This window comes from Flavobacterium chilense, assembly GCF_001602525.1.
Lineage (GTDB): Bacteria > Bacteroidota > Bacteroidia > Flavobacteriales > Flavobacteriaceae > Flavobacterium > Flavobacterium chilense.
The window spans coordinates 359,461-374,921 of the sequence record NZ_LSYT01000004.1 but is presented as its reverse complement, the minus strand read 5'-3'; the positions used below and the strand labels follow the sequence as shown (position 1 = coordinate 374,921).

The 15,461-nt window shown below is 37.1% G+C and carries 11 protein-coding genes; 2 read left to right on the top strand and 9 right to left on the bottom strand.

The features are described 5' to 3' along the window. The first annotated feature begins 8 nt into the window (after nt 1-8). Together A4F88_RS12575 and A4F88_RS12570 are read left to right on the top strand one after the other, a co-directional pair. Nucleotides 9-1,115 (top strand): ABC transporter permease, encoded by a 1,107-nt coding sequence (locus tag A4F88_RS12575; protein WP_068842955.1) that lies wholly within the window; start codon nt 9-11, stop codon nt 1,113-1,115. Then, nucleotides 1,112-2,230, top strand: a complete 1,119-nt coding sequence (locus A4F88_RS12570) for an ABC transporter permease (RefSeq protein ID WP_068842954.1) — start codon at nt 1,112-1,114, stop codon at nt 2,228-2,230. The genes A4F88_RS12575 and A4F88_RS12570 overlap by 4 nt, the downstream gene beginning before the upstream one ends. A gap of 27 nt (nt 2,231-2,257) precedes the next feature. Here A4F88_RS12570 and mug read toward each other — a convergent pair whose 3' ends face one another. From mug to A4F88_RS12525, 9 genes are all read right to left on the bottom strand, one after another. Further along, a complete protein-coding gene (gene mug, locus A4F88_RS12565) occupies nt 2,258-2,773 on the bottom strand; it encodes a G/U mismatch-specific DNA glycosylase (protein ID WP_068842953.1) in 516 nt (171 codons plus the stop codon). 24 nt (nt 2,774-2,797) lie between these two features. After that, on the bottom strand, nt 2,798-3,430 hold the full coding sequence (locus A4F88_RS12560; protein ID WP_068842952.1) for a DNA-3-methyladenine glycosylase: 633 nt from the start codon (nt 3,428-3,430) through the stop codon (nt 2,798-2,800). A 187-nt stretch (nt 3,431-3,617) separates the two neighbouring features. Then, nucleotides 3,618-4,457 carry a porin family protein gene (locus A4F88_RS12555; protein WP_068842951.1) on the bottom strand — a complete coding sequence of 280 codons (840 nt, stop codon included), beginning with the start codon at nt 4,455-4,457 and terminating at the stop codon, nt 3,618-3,620. Between the two features lie 53 nt (nt 4,458-4,510). Further along, complete coding sequence (locus A4F88_RS12550) at nt 4,511-11,503, bottom strand: T9SS type A sorting domain-containing protein (protein WP_068842950.1); 6,993 nt, start codon at nt 11,501-11,503, stop codon at nt 4,511-4,513. A 16-nt stretch (nt 11,504-11,519) separates the two neighbouring features. Further along, complete coding sequence (locus A4F88_RS12545) at nt 11,520-12,458, bottom strand: formyltransferase family protein (protein ID WP_082815763.1); 939 nt, start codon at nt 12,456-12,458, stop codon at nt 11,520-11,522. Beyond that, a complete protein-coding gene (locus A4F88_RS12540) occupies nt 12,455-13,585 on the bottom strand; it encodes a type 1 periplasmic-binding domain-containing protein (protein WP_143155046.1) in 1,131 nt (376 codons plus the stop codon). Before A4F88_RS12540 ends, A4F88_RS12545 begins: the two co-directional genes overlap by 4 nt. 64 nt (nt 13,586-13,649) lie before the next feature. Continuing rightward, nucleotides 13,650-14,192 (bottom strand): phage tail protein, encoded by a 543-nt coding sequence (locus tag A4F88_RS12535; RefSeq protein ID WP_068842947.1) that lies wholly within the window; start codon nt 14,190-14,192, stop codon nt 13,650-13,652. A 14-nt stretch (nt 14,193-14,206) separates the two neighbouring features. Next, entirely contained in the window at nt 14,207-14,746 is a 540-nt protein-coding gene (locus tag A4F88_RS12530; protein ID WP_068842946.1) for a phage tail protein, read from the bottom strand. 57 nt (nt 14,747-14,803) lie between these two features. Further along, on the bottom strand, nt 14,804-15,343 hold the full coding sequence (locus tag A4F88_RS12525) for a phage tail protein (protein WP_073075448.1): 540 nt from the start codon (nt 15,341-15,343) through the stop codon (nt 14,804-14,806). Nucleotides 15,344-15,461 lie beyond the last annotated feature (118 nt).

Sequence of the window (15,461 nt, the reverse complement as noted above, 5' to 3'; positions counted from 1 at the left end):
TTCTAAATATGAAACAGTTTCTAACATTCGTTAAAAAAGAGTTTTTGCACGTACTGCGTGACAGGAAAACATTATTCATTTTGTTTGGAATGCCGGTAGTGCAAATTCTGATTTTTGGTTTTGCCCTGACCAATGAAGTTAAAAACTCCAAAATTGTGGTGGTTGATTATGCCAAAGATATTGCTTCACAAAAAATAATCAGCAAAATCGAAGCCAGCCGTTACTTTGAAATCACAAAAAGCCTTTCAGGAAGTGCAGCTCTTGAGGCAGCATTTAAAACCGGAGAAATAAAAATGGCGATTGTATTTCCGGAAGGTTTTAATAATCAATTATTGCATCAGAACAAAGCCCAGATCCAGGTTATTGCTGATGCTTCAGACCCTAATAATGCTACAACTCTGACCAATTATGTTTCCTCCATTATAAACGATTATCAGGCAGAATTAAATCAGACTAATCCTCTGCCGTTACAGATTAAACCCGAAGTAAAAATGTTGTATAATCCGCAATTAAAAGGGGCTCCAAATTTTGTTCCCGGTGTTATGGCTTTGGTTTTAATGCTGGTTTGTGTGATGATGACAGCAATTTCTATTGTAAAAGAAAAAGAAACCGGAACAATGGAGATTCTTTTGGTTTCGCCCTTTAAACCTTTAATGGTTATCTTGTCTAAAGCGGTTCCTTACCTCATCCTTTCAATGGTAAATGTGATTTCTATTTTGTTATTGAGTGTTTTTGTACTCGATTTGCCAATTGCCGGAAATATAGTGTTGCTTTTTGCCGAAAGTACTTTGTTTATCATAACCTGTTTGACTTTAGGTATTTTTATTTCGGTTAAAACCGATTCTCAACAAACGGCAATGCTGATTTCATTACTCGGAATGTTATTGCCAACATTGCTTTTTAGCGGTTTTATGTTTCCTATCGAAAATATGCCGCTTCCGTTACAATGGTTTTCGAATATTGTGCCTTCAAAATGGTATTACATCATTGTAAAAGGCATTATGATAAAAGGATTAGGATTTTCTTATATATGGAAAGAAACGCTGATTCTTTTTGGTATAACCGTTTTCTTATTGATCATAAGTCTTAAAAGTTTTAAAATACGTTTGTCATGAGAATCATCAAATTTTTGCTCATCAAAGAGTTCAAACAAATATTTCGTAATAAAGCGATATTAGCCGTTATTATGGTAATGCCGGTTATGCAGCTTATTATTTTACCGCTTGCCGCCAATTATGAAATTAAAAACATTAATTTGGCGGTGGTCGACAATGACCGTTCTGATTATTCAAGAGATTTGATCAGTCAGGTTGTGGCATCGGGTTATTTTAAACTAAAAAGTTACAATGATTCTTATCAACAGGCTTTTACACAAATAGAAGATGATAATGCCGACTTGATCCTGGAAATTCCCCGCGGATTTGAGCAAGATTTAATTAAAGAAAACAAACAACAGCTTTTTATTGGTGTAAATGCAATAAACGGAACAAAAGCCGGGTTAGGAGCGGGCTATATTAGCGATATTATCAGAGCATATAATAATAGTTTACGAAAAAAATTAAATGTATCAGGAAGTTTTAATACTCTTCCGGTAATAGAAATTACATCATCAAACTGGTACAATCCGCATTTGAATTACAGACTTTTTATGGTTCCGGGAATACTGGCTATTTTGGTTACACTTGTTGGTGGTTTTCTTTCATCATTGAATATTGTAAAAGAAAAAGAAGCCGGAACTATTGAACAAATTAATGTTTCGCCGGTTAAAAAATATCATTTTATTCTGGGAAAACTGATTCCGTTCTGGATTTTGGGGAATGTGGTTTTTACGTTAGGATTGCTGGTAGGATGGATTTTTTATGGTATTCTTCCGCTAGGAAATTTATTGGTTTTATATACTTTTATCTGGGTTTATTTGTTGGCTATTTTAGGATTTGGATTGCTTATTTCTACCATTTGCGAAACACAACAGCAAGCCATGCTGATCATGTTCTTTTTTGTGATGATATTTGTTTTAATGGGCGGTTTATTTACACCAATAGACAGTATGCCGGATTGGGCCAAAACGGTTTCAAAATTTAATCCTATAAGTTACTTTATCGATGTGATGAGAATGGTCATCATTAAAGGAAGCGGCTTTAAAGATATTCGTAAACACATTTTGATTATAATAGGATTTGCGATTGTATTGAATACCGCAGCAATTTTGAACTATAGAAAAACATCGTAGCAAAGAGAAAATTAAATCTTCAAAATTTTAATTTATTCTGGAAATCACCTGATACAATTCAGCATAATGACGCACTAAATCATCCAGACTAAAGCCACGATTTAAACCACTCGGATTTGGTAAAACCCAAACCTTAGCACCACAAAAATCGTCAGCTTGTAATCCCCATGAAATTTGTTTTTTTCCTGAAAAAGCGATGTAAGCAGGTTTGCCTAAAAATGCGATATATTGAGGCTGGAATTGTTCTACTTTGGTTTTGAAAATTTCTATTGATTCTTTAAACTCCTCTTTAGAAAGTTCGTCTGCACGCGCCGTAGCTCTTGCCACAGCCGTTGTTAGTCCCAATCCTGACTGAAGAATTGTTGTGTCATTTTCTGGTTCGATTTGCTCAGGTGTAAATCCTGACTGATGTAAAACTTTCCAGAAACGATTGCTTCTTCCTGAAAAATGATGACCATCTAATGCTGATTTTAAGCCAGGATTAATTCCGCAGAAAAGAACTTTTAAGTTATGGTCTATAATATCGGTTAATTGTGCTGGCATTTTTTTATTTTAAGAATTGAGATTTTAAACTTTATTTGGCTTGCTTACATATTTGTTGTTTTTAATGAAAAAACGCCAGGGCAAAAGTGCATCTTCCTGTGCATATGCAACACCCACTCTTGGTGTTGCAGCAACCTCATCCGGAGGATATTTAATGCCATGATCTTCAATCCAGATTTCTTCTCCGGTTAAATCTTTTTGGTTAAAGGTACGGTCAATTCCCAAGGCTTTTGCCGCAGAACCCGGACCGGCAGAAATAGCTCCTTTTGTAGCAGACATATTTCGTCTTATTTCCATGATGTCTTTACCTATTAAAGGTTCAACTGCTCTGATCAAAATAGCATGTGGTTCACCATCAGCAGAACTCACTACATTGAAAAGATTATGAATGCCGTAACATAAGTAAACATACGAAATACCGCCTTCGCTGTATAATGTTTCGGTTCGGTTAGTTCGTCGACCGCCATAAGCATGAGAAGCTTTATCCTGTACACCAAAATAAGCTTCGGTTTCTACAATTATACCTGCTGTTATTTTTCCTTCTATTTGAGTAAAAAGTACTTTTCCTAAAAGATCTTTAGCCAGAAAAAGTACATCCTGATTTAGATAATAAGAAAACGGTAATTTAACGGGATTGTTTGTGAAATTTTTAGACATGAACTACCAGATTGTAATATTGTAAAAGTAATACATTATCTAAAAAAGAGGGTGAGGTAATTAAAATTTCGATCAGCAAAATGCTTTTATCTGTTTCCGGGGTTTGCATAAAAAAAGCCTGAGAATGATTATTCTCAGGCTTTTACAATTGTCAAGATTACAATTAAATATTTTGATTTTTTTGATGCTAACGCATTGCAATTCTTAACTTTAAACCATAAGAAACTAATCTCATATCTCTTGCCAAACCTGAATCAAATACACTATTGTATGTAAATTGTACAGGAAGTGCAGGATTGTATTGTACCAGATTCTTGTTTTCATTTTTATCATAAACATTATTCAGACCATAATCTAAATAAACACCAATGTAAATTGAATTTTTACTTCCGATTTGCTGTTTCAAACCTGTTTCGAAAGTAGCTGAATAAGAAGTTTTAGTATTAAGATCCTGTTTAGAGGTTCTTACATCATTGGCACTTCCAAAACCGGCAAATGCAGGACTAAACAATTCTACATTGTATTGAGGATAATAACCACTTGTAGTAAGGTTTCCTATTGATGATTCATAAGTTCCGCTTGAAGCGAAGCCTATTTTTGCTCCGGCAGCCAGATACAATTTTGTTGTACCGGGAGTTTCGAACTGAATGCCTATTGGAACATTAATATATCCCAATTTTTGCTCTTCTCTTAAATTTGTGGCTTTATATCTAAACTGAAATGCTTCATTTTCGGCATCAACACTATTGTATTGTCCTCCAATAAAACCATATTTCAAGTCAGTGTTGTAAGTTTGATACTCTACACCAATACCTAAACTAAGTCCTTCATTTAAATAATAGGCATAGCGAATGCCTGCATTAATACCATTTCCGGGAACTGTTTCTCCGGCAGAAACAGATTTTACAAATGAAAACGGACCGCCTACAGAAATAGAAAATTCGTGTTTTTTATCCTGACCAAAACTGTTAAAACATGCAGCCAAAAGTGCAGTAATTATAGCGAGTGATGTTGTATATTTTTTCATCTTAAGTTATATTATGCCAGTACCATTTTGATCTGGTACTGGCAGGATTTAATTTATTTTACAATTACTTTGAAAGATTTTTTGACATTAGGAGTTTCAAGAACTACCAGATACATACTACTTTCTGTTGTTGGTGGTAATTGTATTTCAGTTTTCACTGAAGATGATTGTACTACTTTAACTAATTGACCTGTGGCAGAGTAAAGGCTTATTTGCATGTTTTGCAATTCTTCTTCCGGGAAGTCAGCCTCAACAGTGATAACTTTTCCTGTTTGAATTGGATTAGGATAAAGTTTTGCCTCAAGTTTTTTAGTGAACGTAATTTTAGAAGTACAAGTTTGTAATACCTTTCCATCTTTAGTGGTCATTTTTACACTGTAATCTGCAGTAGGATCTAAATTAGTATTAATACTTTCTCCTGCAGAGTAATATTGACCAGTTCCTATTAACTGTCCGTTTTTAAACCATTGATAGGCAACAAATTCATAACCGCCATTTGTTTGTGGATTATTATTCACAAGCAATACATTGTTGAATTTTTGATGTACAATATCAAAGAATCCAAATGGTTTTTCGACTGTAATAGAATACACTGCAGACAAACTTCCATCTTGTGATGTGATAGTCGCATTCTGAGTATAAATTCCAGGTTTAGGCGTTTGGATCGTAAAATTAGCAGATGGTGTAATAGTCGCTCCTGATTCGTTTAAAATTGAAACGTTAGGATTGGTTTCTCCACATGATAATAAATGGTAAATTGTTTTTCCAGGATTATCAAAAACTTTAGTTCCTAATGTAATTCTCTTAACATCAATATTGTTGTTTAAGATTACCAGTAATTGCGAAACATCTGTTGCAGGAAGATAATTAGCATTTCCAGCCTGTTGCGCCGTGATTGTTCCCTGACCTGATCTTAACATAGTAACTGCGCCAGATGCTGTAACTGTTGCCGGTGGTAATGCTGAAGTATAGGTAAAAGTATAGGTTACAGGCAAGTTAGAACTTGAAGTTGCTGTTAAGTTGAAACTGTTATTTGCTCCAAGTGTTTTAACCGGAATTGCACCAAATGTAATTTGTTGTGCTGCCTTATTGATAACCAAATTAGCTGTAAGCACTACTGGGGAACAATTAGGAGAACTTGCAGAAGGTGTTACTGTAGCCGTAACTACATAAGCTCCTGCATTTACCGATGTATTATTTGCTGAATATGTAACAGTAGCACCAGTTGGAAGATTAGCAACCTGAAGAGGGTGCGCATTTCCATCATAAGTAAACTGAGCATTAGTAAATGTTACAGCATTTAATGGAGAAGCAACCACTTTTACCGTTTGCGGTTGTGTAGTACTATTTCCACTTGCATCAACATATTTCCATGTAATGGTATAAGTACCTACAGCATTATAAGTTAATGGATCAGTTGTAGTTCCGTTTACAGTTCCTACACAATTATCTGTAGCTGTTGGAATTGTAATCTGTGAAGCCAAAACTGCACAATAGTTAGTAATGTCAGGAAGAGATGCAACATTAGGTACAGGTGCAGTTACATCCGGAGTTGTGATGATAGTAACAGTTTGAGTTATAAAACATCCGTTTGCATCTGTGGCAGTTACTGTATAAGTTCCCGGAGCAAGACCTGAAGCTGTAGCTGCAGTTTGGCCAGAAGGTAACCAGGAATAGGTGTAAGCACCAGTTCCACCCGTTACAGTTACAGAAGCTGTTCCGTCATTGGCACCATTACAGGAAACATCAGTTTTTGATGTAGTAGCAGAAAGTGCTGCAGGTTCTGTTATGGTAACATTTTGTGTAGTAGTACAAGAGTTATCATCTGTAATAGTTACCGTATAGGTTCCTGCTGAAAGTCCTGTTGCTGTTGCTGCACCTCCGCCTGTTGGAGACCAGCTATAATGATAATCACCAGTTCCTCCGGTTACATTTACAGTCGCAGACCCGTTTGAACCGCCATTACAAGAAACATTAGTTTGAGATGTAGTAGCTACAATCGCAGCAGGTTGCGTAATAGTAAAACTTTGAGTTGTTTGACATAAGTTAGCATCTTTAATCGTTACAACATAAGTTCCGGCAGCTAAACCAGAAGCTGTAGCAGCTGTACCACCCATTGGTGTCCAATTATAAGTATAAAGGCCTGTTCCTCCTGTTACATTTACAGTAGCTGAGCCTGTAACTCCTCCATTGCATGCTATATTTGTTTGCGATGTCGTAACCGTTAAGGCATTAGGTTCTGTAATGGTAAAGTTTTTTATAATAGAACAACCATTTGCAGATGTTATTGTTACAGCATAATTACCTGCAGTAAGATTATTTACTGTTGCAGAATTTCCTACTGAAGGTGACCATTCGTAGGTAAAAGGGCCTGGAGCTCCTGTCGGAATTACTGTTGCAGAACCTGTATTGGATCCATTGCACAAAACATCAGTTTGAGATTGAACTGCTACTAAAGTATTTGTGGTACCAATAGTAAAGGTTTTTGTTATTGTACAACCATTATCATCTCTAATTAAAACAGTATGTATTCCTGCAGCTAATCCTGTTGCAAGTGCTGTAGTAGCTCCGGAAGGTGCCCATGAATAAGTATATGGTGTAGCCCCACCAGTAACATTTACTGCTGCCTGTCCGCCTGTTGAACAAGTTGCATTGATCTGACTTTGAGTTGCACTTAAAACTGCAGGCTCTCCAATAACAAAAGTTTTGTCAATTATACATCCTTTACCATCCGTTATTCTACAAGTGTATGTTCCTGCAGTCAATCCAGTAACTGTAGCCTGATTTCCTACAGAAGGGGACCATGTGTAAGAATAATTTGGTGTTCCACCTGTTACTGTAACAGTTGCGGTACCGGTAGCACTGCCATTACAAAGCACATCTGTTTGTGATTGTGTAGCTGCAAGAGCTGCAGGTTGGTCTATTATAATGTTCTGTGTTATAGAACAGGTATTATCATCTGTAATCGTTACAGTATAAGTACCAGCAGTAAGTCCGGTTGCTGTTGCTGCAGCTCCACCTGTTGGAGACCAGGAATAATGATAATCACCAGTTCCTCCGGTTACGGTTACTGTTGCAGATCCGTTACCTCCGCCATTACAGGAAACATCTGTTTTAGTAGAAGTAGCCGATAATACTGCAGGTGTGTCAATAGTAATATTTTTTATGAGTTTACATCCATTGGCATCTGTAATGGTACAGGTATAATCTCCGGCTGGTCTGCCTGTTATTACAGCAGTTGTACCACCAAGAGGTGCCCATTGATAAGTATAAAGAGGAGTGCCTCCTGATACTGTTACACTTGCAGAACCATTACTTCCTCCAAAACAACTTACAGGAATGCTTGCAGTTGTTGCAGATAAAGCTGCTGCAGGCTCAGTTATATTGAAATTTTGTGTAGTAGTACAAGAGTTATCATCTGTAATAGTTACAATATAGGCTCCTGCTATTAATCCAGTAGCCGTAGCTCCAGTTCCTCCAGAAGGTGCCCAGGAATAGTGGTATTCACCAGTTGCACTGGTTCCACCAGTTACATTTACAGTAGCAGAACCGGTTGCGTCTCCATGACAGCTTATGTTGGTAATTGGACCTTGCGTTGCTGTCAGGGCAGTTGGCTCTGTTATGGTAAATGTTTGAGTAGCCTGACATAAATTATCGTCTTTAATAGTTACAGTATAAGTACCGGCAGTTAATGCTGATGCTGTTGCACCTGAACCTACGGCAGGACTCCATGAATAGCTGTAATTACCTGTTCCTCCCGTTACAGCAACACTTGCAGATCCGGTTGCTGCGCCATTACATAAAATATTCGTTTGAGAAGGTGTTATAGAAAATGCAGGTGGTTGTGTAATAAGAAAAGCCTGCGTAGTTGTACAAGAATTTGCATCTGTAACAGTAACTTCATATGTTCCTGCAGCTAATCCTGTAACAGTAGCAGTAGAGCCTACAGATGGAACCCATGAATAAGTATAAGTACCTGCACCAGTTCCTCCTGTTACGTTTACTGTAGCAGTTCCGTTTGCACTATTATAACAGCTTACATTATTTACGGTTCCCTGAGTAGCAATTAATGCTGGTGGTTCAGTTATTGTGAAAGCTTGAATTTTTTCGCATTGGTTAGCGTCTTTGATTTTTACACTATAACTACCTGCTGTAAGACCGCTTATTGTAGCCGAAGTTTCGTTGTTAGACCAAAGATAAGTATAGGGCGCAGTTCCTCCGGTTGGTGTAACTGTTGCAATACCAGTTGCACCTCCATTACAAGCAATATTAGTTTGTGATGCTCCTGCAATAATAACAGGTATTGTTAATGTTCTGGCTGAAGATGTTGCTGCTGGTGTACATAAACCGGTGGCTACCACTCGATATACATATCCATTCATACCCGCAGTAACACCTGTTATGGTAAGCGTTGCTGTAGTTGCTCCGGAATAAGGAGCAATATTTGGAATATTAAAGAAACCAGCTCCCTGATTTACCTGCCATTGATATCCGGTAACATTGGCAGCAACAACTGTAAAAGTCGCATCTGAACCTAAACAAGTGATACTGTTACTAGGCTGTGCTGTAATAAATGGCGCAGAATTAATCGTAAGCGCTGCATTGTTTGAAGTTGCATTAGGCGTACATAACCCCGTAGCAACAACTCGATATATATATCCGTTTAGTGCTGTAGTCGCTCCTGTTATAGTAAGTGTTGCTGTAGTCGCTCCGGAGTAAGGCGCTCCATTTGCAATATTAGAAAAACCAGCTCCCTGATCTACCTGCCATTGATATCCGGTAGCGCCAGACGCTGTAGCAGTAAAAGTAGTATTCGCTCCTGCACAAATTGTACTTGCAGAAGGTTGTGCCGTAATACTAGGTGCAGAATTAACAGTTAGTACTACAGCATTTGAAACTGCATTCGGTGTACATGTCCCTATAGCTACCATTCTGTAAAAGTAACCATTCAATATTGCAGGTGCTGCAGTTATAGTAAGTGTTGTTGTGGTAGCCCCTGAGTAAAGAGCATTATCTGAAATATCAGAGAAACCTGCACCTTGATTTACTTGCCATTTATAGGCGGTGGCATTAGCAGCACTAGCAGAAAAAGTCGTATTTGCTCCTGCACATATTGGAGAATCTGAAGGTTGAGCTGTTATAACCGGAAGAGGGTTCACTGTTACGGGTATCGTAATAGGGGTACCGGGACAACTATTAAGAGTAGGGGTTACTGTATAAGTAACTACACCATTGCCTGTAAGGGTTTGGTTGATTGAAGTTCCTGAACCGGCAGAAGCACCACTAACAGTACCACTTGTTGTAACAACTGTCCATGAAAAGGTAGCCCCTGTTGGTGCTGATGTTAAAGCTATATTTGGTGAAGTTCCGCTACAAATTGTTGCAGAAGCAGGAGTTGCTGTTGCTACAGGTAAAGCAGTAACGTTTAATAATGCCAAACCATTTGATGTTATTGTGTTTGAGCAGGAACTTGTAAGTGCAACTCTATACGTATATCCATTCATAGCTGATGTGATAGAACTAATATTAAGATTTGCAGTATTAGATCCTGAATAATTAGGACTACCTCCTCCATTGGTAATAGGGGTATATCCAGAACCTGTATTTACTTCCCATTGATATGTTGCAGTATTGGTTGCCACCACAGAAAATGAAGCAGTTGATCCTGTACAGGCTGCATAAGAAGCAGGCTGAGTAGTTACTGATGGCGATGAAGCTGCCAATGTAGGTTCTGTTATGATTACAGTATGTGGAGTTTGACATCCAATGTTATCTGTAACTGTAACAGTATATGTTCCAGCAGTTAGATTTGTTACAGTTGCCGTTGTTCCTACTATTGTTGAAGACAATGACCATGAATAAGTATATGGAACAAAACCTCCTGAAGCTGATACTGTAGCAGATCCGGTGTTTCCACCATTACAGCTTACATTGGTTTGAGCAGTTGTGGTAACAGTTGTATTAGGAATTGATAATGTTGCTGAATTTGAATTTACAGATCCGGCTCCACTAACTACACATCGGTAAAGATAACCATTCATACCAGTGGTTGCTCCGCTGATCGCTAAAATTGCAGTAGTTACTCCGGAGTAAGGAGCACCGTTTGCAAGATCGGTAAAGCCGCTTCCGGTATTAACCTGCCATTTATAGCTAGTTGCATTGGTTGCAGTAACATTAAAAGTAGTGTTTCCGGCAGGACAAATCGTTCTGTTAGCCGGATTACCTGTTATTGTTGGTAAAACACCTAAAAAGTTATATCCGGAAGGCATTGTAATGCCTGTTGCAGCCGAAGAAAGTGTCCAGTTAGACTGATTCGTTAAAGCAGCTCTAATAGCGGCAACATTGGCAAATGGTGCGCCTGTACCATTAAATACACCTGAAGTAGGATTACTACCACCTGTAAAAAAAGCATTTACACCACCTGTAAGCCCTGGAGGTATAACAGAAGAGTTAGGGCCAATAGTACATGTTCCTGATGGTACATCCCAAGTTGCCACTGTTGGTGCACATCCCGCACTCGTATAATATGTAAGTCCCGTTATTACAGTTACACCTCCTCCACTAATTACACCTCCTCCGCCTTGAAAAACAATGATCTGGTCACCAACACTTGATAAGGATAATCCGTACAAAAGAGTCGATTCTGTGGCTACAACAGTTCCATTAGGAGTTAAAGTACTGGTAGTAGGATTGTAAACAGAAGCAGTTAAGCCTTTTATGACTATTTCAGTTCCTGCAGCAATTGCAGTTCCTGAAGTCCATGTTACAGCTCCTTCTGTAGTTGCTGTAGCCGATGCCCAACTACCGCCACCTGCATACCCTCTGTCAGAAAAACTAATTACAGTGTTAGCAGAAATATTAGTAAGCAATACAAAAGAATAAGAGTCAGCAGCTGATGTTGCATTAGCAGTTGCATCAAACCCACTGAAGACAATATCTCCTGCCGCTAAAGTCGTTTGAGAATTACCTAAGTAACTCTGTAAAAATATCCCTAAGAACAAGGCGATATTTATAAAATTCTTGATTTGAGAGTAAAAATGTTTCATAATTAAGATAGTTAAATTATAAAGAGGCAAATTGTTCACCGTTTTTTATACCAAAAGCGAGCAATTTATGCCCACTCATAAATCCTTCATCCGTATAAACTGTGTTTATACGCAATTGGGTGTTATCATAACATTGTATGATTAAACCGTTATTTTCATTTATTTCTAAAATGGTTCCCGGGGTTTTTGAGTTTATACCCGAAGAATCGATTTGTGAAACTTCTACAATACGTACATTTAAACCATTCCATTGAGTATATGCACCTTTATTCCATGGATTACAGGCGTTAACAAGAGCCTGAATAGATTTTGAATCCTGATTCTCCCATTGAATACTGACATCAGTAATTGTTGGTTTTTTATAATATTGAGCTTTTGTTTCATCCTGGGTAATTCCTTCATCATTAAGATGTAATACAGTCAATAGTTCAGGCAGGATATGAGAAGCGAGATAAGATAAATTGGTACAAACCATACCATGAGTTAGATCTGCATGCAATGGAAATGTTTTTTTTAAGATTATTTTTCCTTTATCAATCTCTTTATCGATACTGTGAACAGAAATTCCGGTTTCTTTTTTTTGTTTTTTAATAGATTCAAAAACAGGATCAGCCCCACGCATTTCTGGTAAAAGACCATAGTGGAAGTTATAAAACAAATTAGAATGCTGTTTTATAATTTCTTCTGATATTTTCCAAGGAAAAGTCATGGTAAAAATGTATTTAGGATTACTGATTTTGATGATTTCTTCTAGCTGATTTTTTAGTTTAGATTTTTCGATCCATATTAAATTAATACCTGTCTGTGAAGCAAAATGTATACAAAAGGCTTTTACATCTTCATTCTCGATTGGCACTCCAATAGTATGTAATCTGCCAAGAGCATATAAAGCTTGTATAGCAGGAAACGCCATTCTATTATTACACAAAACAACTATGTCATTTATAGTACTCATGATTCTAAACAGGCATAAGAGTTAAACCATGAATTTGAGGCTATATCCTGAGCTGCGAGAATATGATACTGTAAGCGTTTACGTTCTTGTTCTAAATTGGTTACCTCAGATATATTTTCTAAAAGACAATTACCTGTTTCTTCATTTTTTGTTACTGTTGCATAATATAAAGGAGCTTCAGAGTAACCTGTATAAGGGTTCATATAAACTTTTCCACGCGGAGAGTTTATAACAAGATTGTCTAATGATTGACCATCTGAATTTTGAATAAACAAAGCGGCTTCCCATCCTAAAAGAGAAAAGATATTGGCTTTATTTTCTTTAATCCCTTTCATTGTTAATAAGAAATCTTCATTTTCTTTATTGTCTGTATTTGAGGCCCAAGGAATGGCACAACTCCAGTCATATCCGGGATATGGTATTTTATTTAGCCATAATTCTTCGGCAGTAAAACCGCTTCCATACGTTTTGCATGAAGCAATATTTGTTAATTTTGATGATTCTCTAAAAAAGTCTTCTGCCATATCGCCACAAAAGGATGTAAATATTGAAACATTTTTATTTTGTTGAATATATTCATCTAATGGGCCTAAATTGAATTCGGCACGTTGTAAAGGTGTAATATGATTATAGCTAATACTAATCCCTTTGTCTTCTAAAGCTGTAGAATAAGTATAAGGAGGACGATAGCCTGCATCATAAAATGAACAGGTAAATGCAAAATTATTTTGTCCTTCTTCAATTGCTTTGCGAACAATAGCACGGGAACATAAATTGCCTTCTAATGAAATAAAATACATATTAGACAATTTTTTTTCAAAGCTTTGAAAATGATATCCACTGTCTAATACAATTAGCAATTTATCAGTACTTTCAAAAAGAGGCTGTATAAATTCAGCGGTAACAGGGTTTATATAAGCTACAATGATATCTGTACTATTTAAGAGTAATTCTTCGCAGCAAGTATAAATTTCTCTGTTGTTACCACCAACTCCTATATTGGCAGTTACAATTTCATGTTTTTCAAGACTCCCTGTTTTCTTTAAAGCAGATTTAAAACCATCCATTATGTCAAAAGACATTGAAGGGTAAATGACAGATCGGGGCAAGAGTAAAGCTATTTTCATAAACAATTTTAATAGATAATTTAAAACAAAATAACCCAGTAGAATTTCTAATGGGTTATTAATGTTAGTTTCTTGAAGGAAAAATTCCCTGAAGACATATTACATAGTTCATACCCAAGTATGGTTGTTGTATTGTTATTGGCTGATTATTTCCGGTTTGAGCAACGGTTATAACAGGTGTAACAGGTTTAAGGGCGCTATCAGCTGTTTTAGCTGAATAAAGTCCAGTTAATGAAGCTAAATTAGCATTGGTTGGAGAGCCTGTACCACCCGTGTCTGCAAATGATTTTAATGCAAAAGAAGCTTGCGGTGCAACATGTGTATGCAATGGTAAATTTAAGCTGGTTGCCGTTACAGTATTTGTTCCAGTAATACTTCCGAGAGGAAATTGGGTAACACCTTGCGCAATTCCGGTTCCAACAGGAATTCTGCCTCTATAATCAGGTAATGCAAAAGTAGTAATGCCATTGCCGCCATATGTTGTACCCAAGAGGCTAAATAATGCCTGATTGGTACTGATATTCATAAGTTGCCCTGAACATGTTGCCCAATATTTTGGAGTAAAATTACCAGCGAAGAGGCGAATTTCAGATATTGTTCCTTCCATAATTTTGTTTTTTATTAGTTTCTAGTTGGGAAAATACCTTGCATGCAAATAATATAATTTGTAGAAAGGTATGGTTGTATAATACTGAAAGGGTTGTTACTGCCTGTATTGTTAAGTGTAACAGCTGAAGTTTGTGCTTTTAGATTGGTATCTGCCTGAGCTGTAGAATAAGCGTCAGCCAAACCTGCTAAAATAGTATTTGTTGGTGATCCTGATTCTCCAGTGGCATTATAAGCAGGAAGAGCAATAGAGCCTGTCGCAACGTGAGTATGTGAAGGCATTTGATTTATAGTCATTGTGGCTGTTTCTGTACCACCAACTTGTCCAAGTACAATATTAGGAAGTCCCGGACCCTGACCTGTACCAACAGGAACACGGCTTCGTAAATCAGGAAGATTAAATGTAACCTGACCATCTCCGCCATATGTTGTACCAATTATTACAAATAGAGCTTCATAATTAGCAATACTTTGAGAAGATCCATTACAAAAAGCCCAGTTTAATGGTGGAAAATTCCCAGCAAATAATCTTATTTCTCCTATAGTTCCTTCCATAGTTAGTTATATTTTAAATTTAAATTATAATTTTTAAGTTGCTTGTAATTATTGTATTTATGAGCGTGGCGGAAAATTTCCAAACAAACAAATAATATAGTTCATTCCAATAGATGGCTGCGTTATAGAAAGTGGTTGTCCTGACCCAACAGGAGTAACGGTCACATTATATGTAGCAGCTTTCATGCTTGTATCTCCTTCATCAGTACTATACATAGATGCTTTTGCTGCAAGAATATTTCCAGATGGAGTACTGGCATCACCTTCATCCGAATAAGCAGGAATTGAAACAGCAGCAGTAGTAGCATGTGTATGAGAAGGGAGGTTTAAAGTCGTTAATGCTATACCATTAGTTCCGGATGATTCTCCTATAACATATTGTGATAAACCGTTTCCCTGACCCGCTCCTATAGCTACACGTCCCCCAAAGTCAGGGAGTTTAAAAGTAGTTTGGCCGTCTCCGCCATAGTAAGTGCCAATAATAGAAAACAACGCTGTATTAGATCTTATAGCAACGGTTTGCCCATTACAAAATGCCCAGTTTCTGGGTGCAAAATTTGCTGCAAATTGACGTATTTCTCCAATTGTTCCATCCATAATTATATTGATTTAAATAGTTAACTTAAACTTGTAAATAACAGTCCTACTAAATGAATGATTAAGTACTGTAAATTAGCGCAACATTTTTTATTGTTGTAAGGCTAAGTTACTGTAT

What these genes read in the sequence shown, in the direction of transcription:
- A4F88_RS12575 (WP_068842955.1), top strand. Translation starts at nt 9, where the DNA reads ATGAAACAGTTTCTAACATTCGTTAAAAAAGAGTTTTTGCACGTACTG.
- A4F88_RS12570 (WP_068842954.1), top strand. Translation starts at nt 1,112, where the DNA reads ATGAGAATCATCAAATTTTTGCTCATCAAAGAGTTCAAACAAATATTT.
- mug (WP_068842953.1), bottom strand. Translation starts at nt 2,773, where the DNA reads ATGCCAGCACAATTAACCGATATTATAGACCATAACTTAAAAGTTCTT.
- A4F88_RS12560 (WP_068842952.1), bottom strand. Translation starts at nt 3,430, where the DNA reads ATGTCTAAAAATTTCACAAACAATCCCGTTAAATTACCGTTTTCTTAT.
- A4F88_RS12555 (WP_068842951.1), bottom strand. Translation starts at nt 4,457, where the DNA reads ATGAAAAAATATACAACATCACTCGCTATAATTACTGCACTTTTGGCT.
- A4F88_RS12550 (WP_068842950.1), bottom strand. Translation starts at nt 11,503, where the DNA reads ATGAAACATTTTTACTCTCAAATCAAGAATTTTATAAATATCGCCTTG.
- A4F88_RS12545 (WP_082815763.1), bottom strand. Translation starts at nt 12,458, where the DNA reads ATGAGTACTATAAATGACATAGTTGTTTTGTGTAATAATAGAATGGCG.
- A4F88_RS12540 (WP_143155046.1), bottom strand. Translation starts at nt 13,585, where the DNA reads ATGAAAATAGCTTTACTCTTGCCCCGATCTGTCATTTACCCTTCAATG.
- A4F88_RS12535 (WP_068842947.1), bottom strand. Translation starts at nt 14,192, where the DNA reads ATGGAAGGAACAATATCTGAAATTCGCCTCTTCGCTGGTAATTTTACT.
- A4F88_RS12530 (WP_068842946.1), bottom strand. Translation starts at nt 14,746, where the DNA reads ATGGAAGGAACTATAGGAGAAATAAGATTATTTGCTGGGAATTTTCCA.
- A4F88_RS12525 (WP_073075448.1), bottom strand. Translation starts at nt 15,343, where the DNA reads ATGGATGGAACAATTGGAGAAATACGTCAATTTGCAGCAAATTTTGCA.